The sequence below is a fragment of the Microbacterium sp. NPDC055665 genome (assembly GCF_053618035.1).
Window position 1 is genome coordinate 41,205 of the sequence record NZ_JBSHGY010000013.1, and the last position, 15,352, is coordinate 56,556.

At 69.2% G+C, this 15,352-nt stretch carries 15 protein-coding genes; 9 read left to right on the top strand and 6 right to left on the bottom strand.

Features of this window, described 5'->3' with window-relative positions; genetic code table 11:
• The first annotated feature begins 32 nt into the window (after positions 1-32).
• Both ACWGO6_RS17835 and ACWGO6_RS17840 read left to right on the top strand, forming a co-directional pair.
• The gene (locus tag ACWGO6_RS17835; protein WP_136041747.1) at positions 33-647 is read left to right on the top strand and encodes a bifunctional 4-hydroxy-2-oxoglutarate aldolase/2-dehydro-3-deoxy-phosphogluconate aldolase; all 615 of its coding nucleotides are present in this window, start codon (positions 33-35) and stop codon (positions 645-647) included.
• Positions 644-1,051, top strand: a complete 408-nt coding sequence (locus tag ACWGO6_RS17840; RefSeq protein WP_452327508.1) for a rhodanese-like domain-containing protein — start codon at positions 644-646, stop codon at positions 1,049-1,051. Before ACWGO6_RS17835 ends, ACWGO6_RS17840 begins: the two co-directional genes overlap by 4 nt.
• A gap of 162 nt (positions 1,052-1,213) precedes the next feature.
• Here ACWGO6_RS17840 and ACWGO6_RS17845 read toward each other — a convergent pair whose 3' ends face one another.
• From ACWGO6_RS17845 to ACWGO6_RS17865, 5 genes are all read right to left on the bottom strand, one after another.
• Positions 1,214-2,689, bottom strand: coding sequence for a lipase maturation factor family protein (locus tag ACWGO6_RS17845; protein ID WP_452327509.1), 1,476 nt, complete (start codon positions 2,687-2,689; stop codon positions 1,214-1,216).
• A 214-nt stretch (positions 2,690-2,903) separates the two neighbouring features.
• A complete protein-coding gene (locus ACWGO6_RS17850) occupies positions 2,904-3,827 on the bottom strand; it encodes a glycine betaine ABC transporter substrate-binding protein (RefSeq protein ID WP_452327510.1) in 924 nt (307 codons plus the stop codon).
• A complete protein-coding gene (locus tag ACWGO6_RS17855) occupies positions 3,820-4,770 on the bottom strand; it encodes an ABC transporter permease (protein WP_452327511.1) in 951 nt (316 codons plus the stop codon). The genes ACWGO6_RS17850 and ACWGO6_RS17855 overlap by 8 nt, the downstream gene beginning before the upstream one ends.
• A complete protein-coding gene (locus ACWGO6_RS17860; RefSeq protein WP_452327512.1) occupies positions 4,770-6,089 on the bottom strand; it encodes a quaternary amine ABC transporter ATP-binding protein in 1,320 nt (439 codons plus the stop codon). Before ACWGO6_RS17860 ends, ACWGO6_RS17855 begins: the two co-directional genes overlap by 1 nt.
• A gap of 339 nt (positions 6,090-6,428) precedes the next feature.
• Positions 6,429-7,781, bottom strand: a complete 1,353-nt coding sequence (locus ACWGO6_RS17865) for a class I SAM-dependent methyltransferase (protein ID WP_452327513.1) — start codon at positions 7,779-7,781, stop codon at positions 6,429-6,431.
• Positions 7,782-8,027: 246 nt separating this feature from the next.
• On the opposite strand from ACWGO6_RS17865, the gene ACWGO6_RS17870 reads away from it, so the two are divergent.
• From ACWGO6_RS17870 to ACWGO6_RS17900, 7 genes are all read left to right on the top strand, one after another.
• A complete protein-coding gene (locus ACWGO6_RS17870) occupies positions 8,028-9,020 on the top strand; it encodes an ATP-binding cassette domain-containing protein (RefSeq protein ID WP_452327514.1) in 993 nt (330 codons plus the stop codon).
• Positions 9,017-10,642, top strand: coding sequence for an ABC transporter permease (locus ACWGO6_RS17875; RefSeq protein ID WP_452327515.1), 1,626 nt, complete (start codon positions 9,017-9,019; stop codon positions 10,640-10,642). Before ACWGO6_RS17870 ends, ACWGO6_RS17875 begins: the two co-directional genes overlap by 4 nt.
• A 10-nt stretch (positions 10,643-10,652) precedes the next feature.
• Positions 10,653-11,183, top strand: a complete 531-nt coding sequence (locus tag ACWGO6_RS17880) for a GbsR/MarR family transcriptional regulator (protein ID WP_452327516.1) — start codon at positions 10,653-10,655, stop codon at positions 11,181-11,183.
• Positions 11,184-11,452: 269 nt separating this feature from the next.
• Complete coding sequence (locus ACWGO6_RS17885) at positions 11,453-11,842, top strand: GntR family transcriptional regulator (protein WP_136041738.1); 390 nt, start codon at positions 11,453-11,455, stop codon at positions 11,840-11,842.
• Entirely contained in the window at positions 11,839-12,753 is a 915-nt protein-coding gene (locus tag ACWGO6_RS17890; protein WP_136041737.1) for an ABC transporter ATP-binding protein, read from the top strand. The genes ACWGO6_RS17885 and ACWGO6_RS17890 overlap by 4 nt, the downstream gene beginning before the upstream one ends.
• A complete protein-coding gene (locus tag ACWGO6_RS17895; protein WP_136041736.1) occupies positions 12,753-13,439 on the top strand; it encodes a hypothetical protein in 687 nt (228 codons plus the stop codon). Before ACWGO6_RS17890 ends, ACWGO6_RS17895 begins: the two co-directional genes overlap by 1 nt.
• A 196-nt stretch (positions 13,440-13,635) precedes the next feature.
• Positions 13,636-14,739, top strand: coding sequence for an aromatic acid exporter family protein (locus ACWGO6_RS17900; RefSeq protein ID WP_136041735.1), 1,104 nt, complete (start codon positions 13,636-13,638; stop codon positions 14,737-14,739).
• A 12-nt stretch (positions 14,740-14,751) separates the two neighbouring features.
• Here the strand turns inward: ACWGO6_RS17900 and ACWGO6_RS17905 are convergent, their stop codons facing one another.
• Positions 14,752-15,342, bottom strand: a complete 591-nt coding sequence (locus tag ACWGO6_RS17905; RefSeq protein WP_452327517.1) for a helix-turn-helix domain-containing protein — start codon at positions 15,340-15,342, stop codon at positions 14,752-14,754.
• Positions 15,343-15,352: the final 10 nt, after the last annotated feature.

The window sequence follows — 15,352 nt, forward strand, 5'->3', positions numbered from 1 at the left end:
CGCACACAGGGATGACGGGAACAGGGATGACGATGGACAACTCCGGATTCGACGAGCTCTTCGGCGGCACGCGGCTGATGGCGATCCTCCGCGGCATGGGGGCGGAACGCAGCCTCGCCGTGTCGACCACCGCCTGGGATCTCGGAATCGATGTCGTCGAACTCCCCATCCAGACCGCTGACGACGTCGAGGCGCTGCGCGTCGTCGCCGCCGCCGGACGCGAGCGCGGCAAGGTCGTCGGCGCGGGCACCGTGGTGTCGGTCGAGCATGTCGCCCAGGCGGTCTCCGCCGGCGCATCCTTCACGGTCAGCCCGGGTCTCGACCTTGACGTCGTGCGTGCTTCGCAGGAGGCGGGGCTGCTGAGCCTTCCCGGCGTCGCCACGGCGAGCGAGGTGCAGTCCGCCCTCGCCGCAGGCCTCACGTGGCTCAAGGCCTTCCCCGCCTCGGTGCTGGGTCCGCAGTGGCTCACCGCGATGAACGGACCCTTCCCGCAGGCGCGCTTCGTGACGACGGGTGGCATGAACGCGGCCAATGCGGGTGAGTACCTCGACGCGGGGGCGCACGTCGTCGCCGTCGGCTCGGCGCTCGAAGACCCCGCCCAGCTGCCGCAGTTGGCCGCGATCCTCGGTGCGGCGCCACGCCCATGACCGATCTCGATGCGCGGCTCGCCTATGTCGATGCGCGCCTGGCATATGAGATCGACGCGGTCGCGGCGCACGAGGCCGTGGCTGCGGGTGAGGCCGTGCTGGTCGACACGCGACGGCTGGAGTCCTGGCAGCACGGTCACATCGCCGGTGCGGTGCATCTGCCCAAGGCCGAGATCGCGTCGGGGATCGCGACACTCCCGCGCGATCGCACGCTCGTCGTCTACGGGTGGGGACCGGGATGCAACGGCGCCACGGCGACCGCGCGCGTGCTGCTCGACGCCGGCCTCGATGTGCGGGAGCTGCTCGGCGGATACGAGTACTGGGTCCGCAACGGGTTCGAGGTCGAGGTTGCCGACGTGGTCTCGCGTGCGAAGCCCGACCCCCTGGTGACCGCCGAGGCCTGACGGCGTCCAGGCCCGTCCGGCATCCCGTTCCGGTCGCAGTTTCTGTCGCCAAAAGGCCGCCGGCGCGGCAGAAAGTGCGACCGGAACGGGACTGCGGGAGCGGGGGGAGCGCCGGAGGGGACAGGGCGGGAGCGGGGGACGCGACCTGAACCGGGGGATCCGTCACCGCAGCCCGAACGGCCCCAGCACCACGCGGCGACGACTCCGCACCCACACCACACCCTCGGCGCGCTTCTCGGCGCGGGTGGCGAAGCGGTAGCGGTAGGAAACGGCCCGGACCCACCGCGGCCGCTCGCCGTCGAAGGGATCGACCCGGATCAGCGCGAGCGTCGGAGCATCCGCCTCCAGCAACCGCACCAGGAACGCGGTGAACCAGTCGTCGAACGAGTGCCCGAGCGGCAGGAACCACATCAGCCAGTCGAGCCGCAGGTGGTACGGCGCGAACTGCCGCGGCATCCGTCGCACGTCGCCGGGCTTGCCCCGGAACTCGTACTCGCGCCACTCCACCCCTTCCTCATCGGCTGAGCCCTCGACGACGATCTCGATGCGTTCCTTGGTGACCGTGCCGAAGGCCCCGTAGGCGTTGGCGAGCTGCCACCGGTTGAAGCTCGCGTTCATCAGCTGCCGCCGCGCGAACAGGTTCCGCAGCGCCGGCACACTCACCACGACGTAGAGCAGCCCCACGGCCGAGGTGATCACGACCCAGTACAGGGGGATGCCGGAGAGGGTCCAGGGCGCGTCGGTGAGTGGCGTGACGTCGGCCGACCCCACCCCCGGCAGCCCGATCGCGGAGAACGCGATGACCATCGTCGCCCAGTTCAGCCACGCGAAGTTGCCCGTCAGCACAAGCCACAACTGTGTCAGGATCACGACGGATGCCGCCACTGCGCCGACGACCTGCGGCACCGGACCATCCACCCACAGCGACAGCAGCGGCGCGAACAAGAAGAACGGCACCCCGAGCTGCGCGAGGTGATTGCCCACCACCTCGCCGCGATGGAACCAGCGCGGCAGCAGATGCGCTTGCCGGCTGAGCGGCCCCGGCATCGGCTGCGTCTCGTGGTGGTACATGAGGGCCGTCAGGTCGCGCCACTCGCGTCCGCCGCGGATCTTGATCATCCCGGCGCCGAACTCCAGCCGGAACACCAGCCACCAGAACAGCACGAGCACGACCGTGGGCGGCGGCTGGTCGTTCGAGCCGAGGAAAGCTGCGAGGAACCCGGCCTCGAGCAGCAGCATCTCCCAGCCGAAGGAGTAGAAGGTCTGCCCGATGCTGACGATCGACATGTAGCCGAGCCACAGCGCCAGGAAGCACAGCATCGGCACCCACGGCGGGCCCCACTGCGGGATACCCACCACGAGAAGCGCCGCGACCACGATGCCGGCCGCACACAGCGCGACGAGCCGGCGGTCGGTGTAGCGGATGCGGGAGAACACGGTCGGATGCAGCATCCGCCGCCGCTCCGCCTTCTGCCCGACCCACTCGAGGAGGGCCGGCGCCGGGAGCAGCCCGTGCTCGCCCAGGAGCGGACGGAACTGGTTCAGGCTCGACACGAACGCGACGAGGTACAGCGCCGCGATGCCCCGCTGCAGCACCTCGCGCGCGACCCCGAAGTCGACCGCCGCGAACCCGTCCACGGGCACAGGCTACGCCGCCGGCATCCGCACGGAAGGGGGCTTGCGCCCGGAACCCCCGGCACGCAAAGAACCCGCACGCAATGAAGGAGATCTCGCCCTATGAAGGAGCGCCTGCGCGAACAGGTCCTTCGAAGCGCGAGATCTCCTTCGTATCGCGTGCCGACTCAGAGCGGATGCTGCGAGTCAGAGCGGCAGCGACTCAGCTCAACTCAGCTCAGCCGGTGACGACCCAGTCGAACTGGTCGCCGTACTCCTTCAGCCACTCGTCGACGGCATCCGCTTCCTCACCCTCGCCGTACTCGTTGACCACGAGGTCTTCGAGCGCACCGTACTGCTCGTCGTCGAGCTTGATCTGCTCGATCAGCTCGGCGGCCTCCGGGAACTCCTCGGCGAAGCCCTTGGTGCCCAGGAAGTGCAGACCCTCGGCCGTGCCCATCGCACCCTTCGGGTCTTCGAGGTCCTTCACGGGGAAGGCGTCGTTGGCCCAGAACGGACGCCACAGCGTGACGACGATGTCCTCCTGCTTCTCGGTCGCGGACTTGAGCTCGGTGAGCATCGCCGCGGTCGACGAGGTGACGAGCTCGTACTCGCTGTCCAGACCGTACGCGGGGAGCATCTTCTGGGTCTGGGCCGTGAGCCCCGCCCCCGGCTCGATGCCGTAGATCTTGCCGCCGAGATCGGCGCCCGCGAGATCCTCGATCGAGGTGAGCTCCGAGTACTCCGGCACCGCGATCGTCAGCCGGGCGTTGTCGTAGTACGTGCCCAGGTCCTCGATCGATGCGCCGTAGGTCTCCATGTACTCGGCGTGCGTGACCTCGGGCCAAGCCGACGGGAACAGGTCGACGTCCCCCTGAGCGAGACCCGTGTACAGCGGTCCCGCCTCGGTGAGCGTCTTCAGCTCGACGTCGTAGCCGATCTTCTCGAGCTGGTCCTGCAGCAGATACGCGGTGCTGAGCCCGTCGGTCCACGAAGGAAGGAAGCCGAGCGTGATCGTGCCCTTGTCCCCTCCGCCGCCGGTGTTGCCGCCTCCGCCGCCGAGCTCGATGGTGCCGCCGGCACCGTCGCTGGCACAGCCGGACAGGGCGAGGGCACCCACGGCGCCGATGGCCGCGATGGTCATGATCCTGCGCTTACGCATTCTGGAGCTCCTTCTCTTCGACGGGCGTCTCCGTGGTCGGAGCGGATGCCGCGGCGGCACTCACGTGGCGCTGCGCACCGCGGCGACGGATGACCGCGAGGAGCGAACCGGGGTTCTGTCCCAGCGTTCCGAGTGCGGCGGTGACGCGGTCGAGGTAGACGGCGATCAGCACGACGCCGAGTCCGGCCTCCACGCCCTTGGCGATGTTCACGGTCGAGATCGCTTCGACGACCATCTTCCCGAGGCCATCGGCACCCGCCATCCCGGCGATGACCGCCATAGAGAGCGCGAGCATGATGACCTGGTTGATGCCGGCGAGGATCGTCGGCATGGCGAGCGGCAGCTGGATACCGCGCAGGATCTGCCCCGGCTTCGCGCCGAAGGCCTGGCCCGCCTCGACGGTCTCGGAGTCGACACCGCGGATGCCGAGCTCGGTCAGTCGCACGCCCGGAGGCAGCGCGAAGATGACCGTCGCGACGAGGCCCGGCACGACGCCGATGCTGAAGAACACGATCGCGGGGATCAGGTACACGAACGCGGGCATCGTCTGCATGAAGTCGAGCACCGGCTTGAGCACGGCCCTGACCGTGGCGTTGCGCGCCGACCAGATGCCGAGCGGCACCGCGATCAGCACGGCGATCACCGCTGCCACGAGCACGAGAGCGAGGGTCTGCATGGCGGGAACCCACAGTCCCATCGCGACGATCAGCGTGAAGGAGATGATCGTGCCGATGGCGAGCTGCCACGAACGCACCAGCCACGCGATGAGTGCGGCGATCGCGATCACGACGAAGAAGTACGGGAGCAGCAGAAGCGAGGTGAGTCCGTCGACGAGGAACGTCACGACGAACGAGATCACATCGAGCAGACCGTCGAGGTTGGCCTTGATCCAGTCGACGCCGGATTCGATCCAGGTCCCCACGGGGATGCGGAAGCCGTCCATCAGCGCACCTCCTCCGTCTCGACCTGGGTCCCTGAGCTTGTCGAAGGGACCGGGTCGGCGGTCCACCCGTCATCGAGCACGGCGTCGATCTCGGCCTGCGGCATCGGCATCATCGGGAGGATGATCTCTTCGGTGGCGCCGGGTCCGGGGCCGAGCGCGGCGAGCAGCGTCACGCGCGGGATCACACCGGCCAGCCGCCCCTCGGCATCCACCACTGCCAGCGGCAGCGGGGACTCGACGGCGGGGACGAACAGGTTCATCAGCACCTCGTCCTCGCGCACGCTCTGCAGAACGGGCTTGATGATCGAGTCGAGGGTGGTCGCGCCGTTGCGCACGAGCTTGACCGCATCGCGATCGGTGACGACGCCCACGAGCTGGCGATCGCGGCCGACGACGTAGGTCGCCGACATGTAGGCATCCCGCATCTGGCGGAGGGCCGTGCGGGGGCCGGCGGTGTGCGGTACGACGGGGCGCGGGCGCTCCATCACGTTCGCGGCGGTGAGCACGCGGGCGCGGTCGACGTCCTGCACGAACTGCTCGACGTAGTCGTTGGCCGGGTCCATCAGGATGTCCTCCGGCGTGCCGATCTGCACGATGCGGCCGTCGCGCATCACGGCGATCCGGTCACCGAGGAACATGGCCTCGTTCAGGTCGTGCGTGATGAACACGATCGTCTTCTGGAGCTTCTGCTGCAGCTCGAGCAGCTGCTCCTGCATCTCGCGGCGGATGAGCGGGTCGAGGGCGCTGAACGCCTCGTCCATCAGCAGGATGTCGCTGTCGGCGGCGAGCGCACGGGCGATGCCGACGCGCTGCTGCATCCCGCCGGAGAGCTCGGAGGGGAGCTTCTCGCCCTGGCCCTCGAGACCGACGAGCGAGAGGATCTCCTCGGCCTTGGCCAGGCGCTCGGCCTTCGGTGTGCCCTTGAGCTCGAGCGGGTACGCGACGTTCGCGGCGACCGTGCGGTGCGGCAGCAGTGCGAAGTGCTGGAACACCATCGAGATGCGGTCGCGACGGATCTCGCGGAGCCTCGAGGCGGGGATCCCGGTGATGGGGTCGCCGTTCACCGTGACGGTTCCGTCGGTGACGTCGTGCAGCCCGTTGAGCATGCGGATGATGGTGGACTTGCCCGATCCGGACAGGCCCATGATGACGAAGATCTCACCGCGGTTCACGGTGAAGCTGGCGTCGATGACTGCCGCGGTACCGGAATCCGCGACGGCGGCGCGGCTCTCACCGGCTTTCAATCGACGGACGGCGGTGTTCGGATTCTTACCGAAAACCTTGTATAGATTGCGCGCTTCAAGAGCGATTTCGGACACGTTTCCCCCGCGGCTCGCCTTCGGGTGGCTGAGCCTGCTTCGGTTACGCCCGGGTGAGGCTCTCGGGGCCGTTCGACATGATCGCTGTGGCGGCACAGACGGCGGATTTCGGATCCGCCGCGATAGAGCATCGACCGTACGCCCACGCCTCTTCGCAGCACAGCTCATCGAAAGAAGGACGTGACCGCGGACTGGTCTTCGGACCGTCAGGCCCGCATTCCAACGTAACGAAATGGCCGATCAGGGGCAAATCCTGGGGGCCGTGGGGGGTGTGGGTTTCGGCGGCTGACCGGGGGATTGCACGAGTGTTCAACGATCCGCGCGTCGGCGGCGCCGTGGTCAGAGGTCGGGCGTTTCGGAGCTCCGGATGCTGCGCGTCACGGTGAACTTCGGAGTGCGTTCCCGCTGTTCCGTCCGGCCGATCAGACGGGCGAGCTCGGCACGGTATCCGAGCGAGGAGTTGTACACGGTGAAGAGCTCTCCGCCGGGTCGGAGCACCCGCGCGGCGGCCTCGAAGAGACGGGTCGCGGCACCCGTGTGCACGCTCGTGCCGAGGTGGAACGGCGGGTTCAGCAGCACGACATCGATGCTCGCGTCCGGGATCTCGGAGGCCGCGTCGTCGTGCATCACCGTGACGCGGTCGGCGACCCCGTTCGCGGCGGCCGTCGCCCGCGCAGATGCGGCCGCCGCAGCCGACCGGTCGGAGGCGATGACCTGCGCCTCGGGGTGGGCGAGGGCGTACGAAACGGCGAGCGCACCGGTGCCGCAGCCGAGGTCGAGCACGTGCCGCGACGCTTCGACAGGCTCAGCGACCCAACGGGCGGAGGCACCGGACGTCGGTCGTTGAGCGAGCGAAGCGAGACGAGACGCCCCACCCGCAGAACCGGAGGTGGGTCCCTGAGCCTGTCGAAGGGCTCCACCGTCAAGACCGAGCACCTCCAGCAGCACCCGGGTGCCGATGTCGAGGCGAGCGCCGGCGAACGCCCCGCCGTGCGCGGTCAGAGTCAGTCCGTCGTGCTGTGCGGACACCGGGAACGGTGGATCGGCGGGCACGATACGCGGGCCGGATGCCACGATCAGCCGAGACTTCCGCTCCGCACGCTGGGGCTGCACGTGCGCGAAGCTGCGCCCGAGCACCTCGTTCTGCGCCAGGGTCATGTGCTTCACGCGGCCGCCGGCGACGAGCACCACGTCGGATGCGGCCCAGCGGGCCACGGCATCCGCGATCTCCTCGAGCTCCGCGAGCGACTTCGGCAGCTGCAGCAGCACGAGCCGCGCACCGGAGAGCAGTTCGGCGTCGAGCTCGTGCGCGGTGAAGGGGGTGCGAGAACCCAGACCATCCGGCTCACCGTCGGCGTGCCGCCCCTCGACGCGCCGTTCCGCATCGTCCTCGTCTCCGTTTCGGCCTGCAGCACCGCGGAGGCCGACGAGTCCGAGGTCCTCGGCGTTGCGCTGCAGGGCACGGCGACCGGTCGCGAGATCCTGATGCACGCGGATGCCGTGGCGCCCAGCATCCGTCAGAGCGAGCGTGATCGCCCCGAAGTCGTCGCCGATCACGGCAGTCTCTGAGCCGGGGATGTCGAGGGAGAGCGCCCGCTCGACGAGCAGCAGATCCGTGGCGTCGTACGCCTGGAGGTTGTCCGCCTCGACATCGGGCCAGCGGCGCAGGCGGCTGTAGGGGAACTCCGGCACCAGCCCACTGTACGCGGCAGTCGCCCGCTCCCGCCGCCCGCCCGCATCCGCCCGCCGTCGTCCACCCGCCGTCCCCATCCGCCGACACAACTTCGGAGATCGGGCCCGACACGCCGGGCGTGGCACCGTGAACCCGGCGAGCCGCGCGCGATCTCCGAAGTTGTGCCGGCCAGGCGTCGTAAGGATTTCGCATGCGTTGATTTCGGCCGATTCACAAGTTTGTGAAACGGGCGTACGCTCCCGCGCATGACCACCGTCATCACGACCCGCAACCTCACCAAGCACTACGGCCACGTGCACGCGCTCGACGGCCTCGACCTCACCGTCGAGCACGGCCAGGTGCACGGCTTCCTCGGCCCGAACGGCGCGGGCAAGTCGACCACGATCCGCATCCTCCTCGGCCTCGCACACCGCACGTCGGGCGACGCGACCGTGTTCGGCGAGGACCCTTGGGAGCGCGCGGTCGACCTGCACCGACGCATCGCGTACGTCCCGGGCGACGTCAGCGTCTGGCCGAACCTGTCGGGCGGAGAGGCGGTGGACCTGCTCGCGCGTCTGCGCGGCGCCCGCACGAAGGATGCCGCCTACCAGCACGAGAAGAAGCGGCTCATGGAGGCGTTCCAGTTCGACCCGCGCAAGAAGGGCCGCGCGTACTCGAAGGGCAACCGGCAGAAGGTCGCGCTGATCGCGGCGTTCGCCGTGCCCGCCGACCTTTACATCCTCGACGAGCCGACCAGCGGACTGGATCCCCTGATGGCGGTGATCTTCCAGCGCGAGGTCGCCCGCGCCCACGCGAACGGTGCGACCGTGCTGCTGTCGAGTCACATCATGAGCGAGGTGGAGCAGCTGTGCGACCGGGTGTCGATCATCCGCGCCGGACGCATCGTCGAGACCGGCACGCTGGCGGAGCTCCGGCACCTCACCCGTAGCGACGTCTCGTTCACGCCATCCGGAGCCACCCTGGAACAGGTGACCCGCATCCCCGACGTGCACGACCCCGGGCAGCACGGGGACCGGATCCGCCTCGCGGTCGACAGCGACCGCACGGCCACCGTGCTGCCCGCACTCGCCGCACTCGGCATCAGTGACCTGCGGGTGGCACCGCCCTCTTTGGAGGAGCTGTTCCTGCGTCACTACGGAGACGACCTGGCGACGCTCGAGGCGGCGGAAGACGGTGGTCCGGACGACGTGGTCCCCACCAGCCGCCGCGAACGCCGGATGCAGAAGGAGCGTGCATGATGACGCGCTTCGCCGTGCTGCTCCAGCAGCGACTGCGGCGCGACCGCGTGCAACTGCCGCTGTGGATCGTCGGCACCGCACTGATGGCGTTCGCGGGATACGCCGGCGTCAGTCAGTCGTATGCGACGCTCGCCGACCGGCAGAACATCCTCGCCGCGGCGCTCGCGAACCCGGTGATCCTGATGTTCCGTGGCCTGCCGTCCGGCACCTCCGAGGGTGCGTTCCTGGCGTTCGAGATCCTCCCGTGGCTCGCCCTCCTCGCCGCCCTGATGAGCACGTTCCTCGCCGTGCGCCACACCCGCGGCGATGAGGAGGCCGGTCGCGCCGAACTCGTGTGGGCGACCCCGGCCGGGCGCCGACTGCCGACTCTCGCCACCATCGTGCACGGTCTTCTGGCCAACATCGTCCTCGCGCTGCTCACCTCGCTCGCCCTGATCGCGACCCGTCTCCCGGCCGCCGGGTCGTGGCTCGCGGGTGCGGCGGCCGGCAGCTGCGGCATCGCGTTCCTCGGCATCGGACTCGTCGCGGCACAGCTCATGCGCACCTCGCGCGGGGCGAACTCTTTGACGGTCTGGGTACTCGTCGCGACGTTCCTGGTGCGTGGCATCGGCAATGCCGCAGGGACCCCGAGCGACGACCTGTCGAGCATGACCAGCGCCTGGCCGGTGTGGCTGTCGCCGTTCGGATGGGCCGAGCAGACGCGCCCGTACGATGCCGATCTCGTCTGGCCGATGGTCCTCGGCGTCGGGTTCGGCGTCGTGCTCGCGGGTGCCTCCCTGGCACTGCAGTCCCTGCGCGACATCGATGCGAGCTTCGTGGCGGAGCGTCGCGGCCGGGTGTCGGCCCGACCCGCACTCGCCTCCCCGCACGCGCTCGTGTGGCGGCTCACCTCGGGCTCCATCATCGGCTGGGCGGTCGGCGGTGCGATCACCGGCATCCTGGCGACGACGCTGAGCGGCCTGGTCGATCAGATCTCGGGCGAGAACCCTGCCGTCGCCGAGATCCTGACGAAGATCGGCGGCGCGACCGGCGGCCTCGACGAGGTCGTCGTGACGGTGTTCTTCACGCTGCTCGGCATCCTCGCCGCCTGCTGCGCGGTGCAGACCGTCGTGCGCGCGCGGCAGGAGGAAGCCCGCGGAACCGCCGAAGCCGTGCTCGCCACCCCGATCGGACGCGTGCGCTGGCTCGCGGATTTCGTGATCGTCGGCGTCGTCTCGGTGCTGATCGTGATCGCCGCCGCCGTGCTGGCGGCCTGGATCGGCGTCTGGGCGAACGGTGGCGACGACTCCCTCTACCGGATCGTCGCGGTGGCGGGCCTCGGCCAGGCGGTCGCGGCGGCCGTGTTCGCCGTGCTCGCCGCCCTCGCGTTCGTGCTCGTTCCCCGGGCGACGACCGCCCTGGCATGGAGCCTCGTGCTGCTGGCGGCGATGCTCGGGATGTTCGGGCCGCTGTTCGGGCTGCCGGAGTGGACGGCGAACATCTCCCCCTTCGCGGTGACGCCCGTGGTGGACGGAAGCGGTGTGGATGTGCGCGGACTCTGGTGGTTGGTGCTCGCCCTCGCCGGGGGCGGCGCGGCCACCCCGGCTCTGATGCGACGACGCGAGTTCGCCCCCGGCGCGTAGGAGCAGCCCGATGCCCGACGACAGCACCGAGAACGGACCCGACGTGGATGCCGCGAGCTCAGGCGATGCCCTCGGCGCAGCATCCGCCTCCCATCGGGGGATCGAACCCGCCGAGCAGGCAGCGGCCATGATGACCGCTGCCGGGATGCCGCGGATGCCGGCGCGCGTGATGATGGCGCTGGTCGCGGCGCCCGAGGGCGGATACACCGCAGCGCAGCTCGGCGAGCGTCTCGGCGTCTCGGCCGCCGCCGTGTCCGGCGCGGTGCGCTACCTGCAGCAGCTGCACTTCATCCAGCGGCGCTCCCGCCCCGGCGACCGGCGCGACCGCTACGAGTTCGTGCACGATCCGTTCTACCGCTCGATCGTCGGGAACATGCCCGTGTACGCCCGCCTCTCGGAGTACATCGACGACATCGCCGCCGAGCACGACGACGATCAGGGCGCCCATGACCGGGCCGTCGAGCTCGCCGAGTTCTTCCGCTTCCTCTCGGCGCGGATGCTGCAGATCGTCGAGGACTGGCGCGACCACCGCCCCACCTGACCCTGTCCTCCCCTGCCCTGCCCTGCCCTGTCCTGCCCACTTCTTCCCCGGGCACAACTTCGGAGATCGAAGCCGACACGCCGGCCGTGCCACCCCGAGGCCGGCGAGTCGCGCGCGATCTCCGAAGTTGTGCACGGGACGACGGACGACGGGGACGACGGACGACGGACGACGGGGACGGCGGGGGCGACGGGCGGCAGGGGTTGACACCGGACGGGTTCTATGGTTACTTAGTCAAGTAACTAACCCACCAACCCACCGGAGGACTTGTGATCGAAGAAGGCAAGCCGCTCTTCCTCCAGATCGCCGAGCAGATCGAGGACTCGATCGTCGACGGATCGCTCGCCGAAGAGGCCCAGGCGCCGTCGACCAACGAGCTCGCCGCGTTCTACCGGATCAACCCCGCCACCGCCGCGAAGGGAGTCGCCGTGCTCACCGAAAAGGGAGTGCTCTACAAACGCCGAGGCATCGGCATGTTCGTCGCCGACGGCGCCAGGGAAGTCCTCCTCGGCGAGCGCCGCGCCCTGTTCGCCGACCGCTACATCGACCCGCTCCTCGCCGAGGCCCGCACGCTCGGACTCGGCGCCGACGACCTCGCCGCACTGCTCCGGCAGCGCGCCGCACTGACCACTGATTCAGAAGGGAAGACCCCCGCATGACCGCTGTCATCGAGGTGCAGAACCTCAGCAAGCGCTACAAGGAGAAGCGAGCGCTCGACAACGTGTCGCTCGCCATCGAGGGAGGCGCGATCTACGGCCTCCTCGGTCGCAACGGCGCCGGCAAGACGACACTCATGTCGATCCTCACGGCGCAGAACTTCGAGTCCTCCGGCACCATCAAGGTGTTCGGCGAGCACCCCTACGAGAACGCGCACGTGCTCAGCCGGATCTGCTTCGTCCGCGAGAGCCAGAAGTACCCGGACGACGCGTATCCCAAGCACGCCTTCAAGGCCGCGAGCCTGTTCTTCCCCCACTGGGATCAGGCGTTCGCCGACGAGCTCGTCGCCGAGTTCCAGCTGCCCATGAAGCAGACCATCAAGAAGCTCTCCCGCGGTCAGCTCTCCGCGGTCGGCGTGATCATCGGTCTCGCCTCGCGCGCCGAGATCACGTTCTTCGACGAGCCGTACCTGGGCCTCGACGCGGTCGCCCGGCAGATCTTCTACGACCGCCTGGTCGAGGACTACGCCGAGCACCCGCGCACGATCATCCTGTCGTCGCACCTGATCGACGAGGTCTCCAACCTCATCGAGAAGGTCATCGTGATCGACAACGGTCAGATCCTCCTGCACGAAGACACGGATACCGTCCGCGACCGTGCCGTGACCATCGTCGGCGATGCCGCCAAGATCGAAGGCTGGATCCAGGGCCGCGAGGTGCTGCACCGCGAGGCTCTCGGGCGCGTGGCATCCGTCACCGTCCTCGGCACGCTTTCCGCGGAGGAGCGCGCCGAGATCGCCGCATCCGGTCTCGATCTCGCCCCGGTCTCGCTGCAGCAGCTGATCGTGCGGCTCACCCAGAAGGCGGACGCCCACTCCGCCACCGGCTCCATCGAGAAAGAGGAGGCCCGCTGATGCGACGCACATTCAACGTCATCCGCCTGCAGCTGATCAACAAGGGCACGTTCGTCTGGTACCCACTCGTCATCCTCGCGGCCGCCGTCGTGATCTCGATACTCATCTACGCCCTGATCCCGGTCGACACCCCCAAATACGGGGGCGGTGGCCAGGCTCCGCTCTGGTACTTCTTCGCCGTCGGCATGTCGGCGATGACGCTCACCTTCCCGTTCTCGCAGGCGATGAGCATCACCCGTCGTGAGTTCTTCTTCGGCACGATGCTGACCGCGGTCCTGGCCAGCGCGCTCATGGGCATCCTGTTCCTGATCGGCGGCGGCATCGAGCTGGCGACGAACGGCTACGGGGTCAACGGCTACGTGTTCCACCTCCCGTGGGTGTGGGAAGCCGGGCCGCTCGGCGCGTTCGTGACCTACTTCGCCCTAGCCCTGTTCTTCTTCGTGATCGGCTTCACCGGGGCGACGATCTACAAGAGCTGGGGGCAGCTGGTGCTCATGATCGTCAGCATCGCGCTGACCCTGGTTCTCGTCGGGCTCGCCTTCCTCGCGACACGGCTCGAGATGTGGGAACAGGTCTGGCTGGGGATCCTGGATCTCGGCGCTGTCGGCCTGGCCCTGTGGGGGCTCGTCGCGGTCGCCGTGCTGACGGCCGTCTCCTTCCTGGCATTCCGACGGACCATCCCGTAGGCCTGCCACCCACGCCGAGCGTTCCTCGTCGACGCCGGTCGCCCCTCCCGGGCGGCCGGCGTCTTCGCGCGCTACCGGTGCACGCTCGCGGAAGCAACCCGTTCGCGTTCCAGGGTCGAGGGTGCGTACGATCACGGCACCGCTCCTGCAGAACATCCGACACCGGACCATCCGATACCGACCAAGGGAGGATGCCGTGGCCGAGAGCCATCCCCGCCTTCGACGTGCGGGCATCGCGCGCGCGCTGCACGATGCCGTCCTCCCCGCCCGCCTGCTGCTCGTCGCGAAGACGATGCTCGCGGTCGGACTCGCCTGGATGATCGCCCCGCACATGCCCGGCGTCACCGACGAATACCCGTACTACGCCCCGCTCGGCGCCCTGCTGAGCATGTACCCGACGCTGATGGGCTCCGCGAAGTCGAGCTTCCAGACACTGCTCGGGCTGGCCACGGGAATCGGCCTCGCCACGATCGTGGTGCTCACGGTCGGGCCGACGTGGTGGACCATCCCCCTCGTCGTCGGCGTCGGCGTGCTGCTGTCGGGCACGGGCTGGTTCGGCGTCGGACGCGAGTACATCCCGATGGCCGCCCTGTTCGTGCTGATCATCGGTGGGCAGAACGCCGATGACTACTCGCTCGGTTACCTGACCCAGACGGCGGTCGGGGTGGCCGTCGGACTCGTGGTCAACTTCCTGATCGCCCCCGCGCCGCTCACCGGCGTGGCGGCGGCACGTCTGGAGGCTTTCCGGGAACAGCTCGCCCGGCACCTCGACGACATCGGATCGGCGGTGGCCGAATCGTGGCCCCCGGAACACGAGCAGTGGGCCGAAGACGCGGCCTCGCTCGCCGACACGGCGGGCGAGCTGCGGGCGGCGCTGACGGAGGCGGACGAGAGCCGACGCGGCAATCCCCGGGCGAAGGGCCATCGACCGCGGATGCAGCAGAGCCACGAGGAGCTCGCCGCACTCGACCGGATCGCGCACCTCATCCGCGACATCTCGGACGAGATCGCCGACACCATCTGGGACCGCCCGGCCGGGCTGCCGCTCGATCCCGCTCTGCCCGGGCCGCTGTCGGAGGCCTGCCATGCGGTGGCGGAGGTCATCGCACGCGGCGACGCCTCATCCGGCGAGGACCACCGTGCGCGCGCAGAAGCCGCCCGTGCGACCCGGCTCCTGCTCGAGACCGTGAACGATCGCACCGTCGACGAACGCAGTTCGATGGGCCCGGGAGTGCTCTCCGCGATGCACCTGCGTCGCATCCTGATCCTCAGCGGAACGGGCTCGTCGACCGAGGACTGAATCCGGACCGCGTCAGATGGTGTCGTCGGCGGCGATCACGTCGATCTGCCAGTAGCGGCCGTCGGGGTCGGCGTCGTCGTGCGCTTCTTCGGCGGCGGTCAGCACATCGTTGAACTTCACCATCGCGTCGTCGAACTCGGCCTCGGTCAGCCGGATCGTGCGCTGGGTGAAGGCGGCGTGCACCTCGGTCGTGCGTCCGGCGACATACTCGGGGGTCCAGGCGGTCACCCGGCGCATCAGATCCTGGTGGTCCTCCACCAGCGCGGCGATCACGGCGCTGCCCAGCTCCTCATCGGCGACCGGGCTCTCCGGGCCGCCCACGTTCAGCGGCCCCTTGTGTCCGGTCCAGACGCGATCGCGCCGGTCGCGGGCCTTCTCAGGCGCCTCTTCGATGAGACCGGCATCGGCGAGCGCGCGCAGATGGAAGCTCGCACTGTTGGCCGGCACACCGAGTTCAGCGGCGATGTCGGCGGCGCGGAGGTGATCCCGCCGCGAGAAAAGGCGGATCATCTGGCGGCGCAGGGGGTGGGAGTAGGCCTTGAGCATGGCCGAGGTCATCCAGACGGGATCCTCGCTCGTGCCCTTCGCGGTGTCCTCCGTCATGTGCCGATCC

What these genes read in the sequence shown, in the direction of transcription:
- ACWGO6_RS17835 (WP_136041747.1), top strand. Translation starts at nt 33, where the DNA reads ATGGACAACTCCGGATTCGACGAGCTCTTCGGCGGCACGCGGCTGATG.
- ACWGO6_RS17840 (WP_452327508.1), top strand. Translation starts at nt 644, where the DNA reads ATGACCGATCTCGATGCGCGGCTCGCCTATGTCGATGCGCGCCTGGCA.
- ACWGO6_RS17850 (WP_452327510.1), bottom strand. Translation starts at nt 3,827, where the DNA reads ATGCGTAAGCGCAGGATCATGACCATCGCGGCCATCGGCGCCGTGGGT.
- ACWGO6_RS17855 (WP_452327511.1), bottom strand. Translation starts at nt 4,770, where the DNA reads ATGGACGGCTTCCGCATCCCCGTGGGGACCTGGATCGAATCCGGCGTC.
- ACWGO6_RS17870 (WP_452327514.1), top strand. Translation starts at nt 8,028, where the DNA reads ATGACCACCGTCATCACGACCCGCAACCTCACCAAGCACTACGGCCAC.
- ACWGO6_RS17875 (WP_452327515.1), top strand. Translation starts at nt 9,017, where the DNA reads ATGATGACGCGCTTCGCCGTGCTGCTCCAGCAGCGACTGCGGCGCGAC.
- ACWGO6_RS17880 (WP_452327516.1), top strand. Translation starts at nt 10,653, where the DNA reads ATGCCCGACGACAGCACCGAGAACGGACCCGACGTGGATGCCGCGAGC.
- ACWGO6_RS17890 (WP_136041737.1), top strand. Translation starts at nt 11,839, where the DNA reads ATGACCGCTGTCATCGAGGTGCAGAACCTCAGCAAGCGCTACAAGGAG.
- ACWGO6_RS17895 (WP_136041736.1), top strand. Translation starts at nt 12,753, where the DNA reads ATGCGACGCACATTCAACGTCATCCGCCTGCAGCTGATCAACAAGGGC.
- ACWGO6_RS17905 (WP_452327517.1), bottom strand. Translation starts at nt 15,342, where the DNA reads ATGACGGAGGACACCGCGAAGGGCACGAGCGAGGATCCCGTCTGGATG.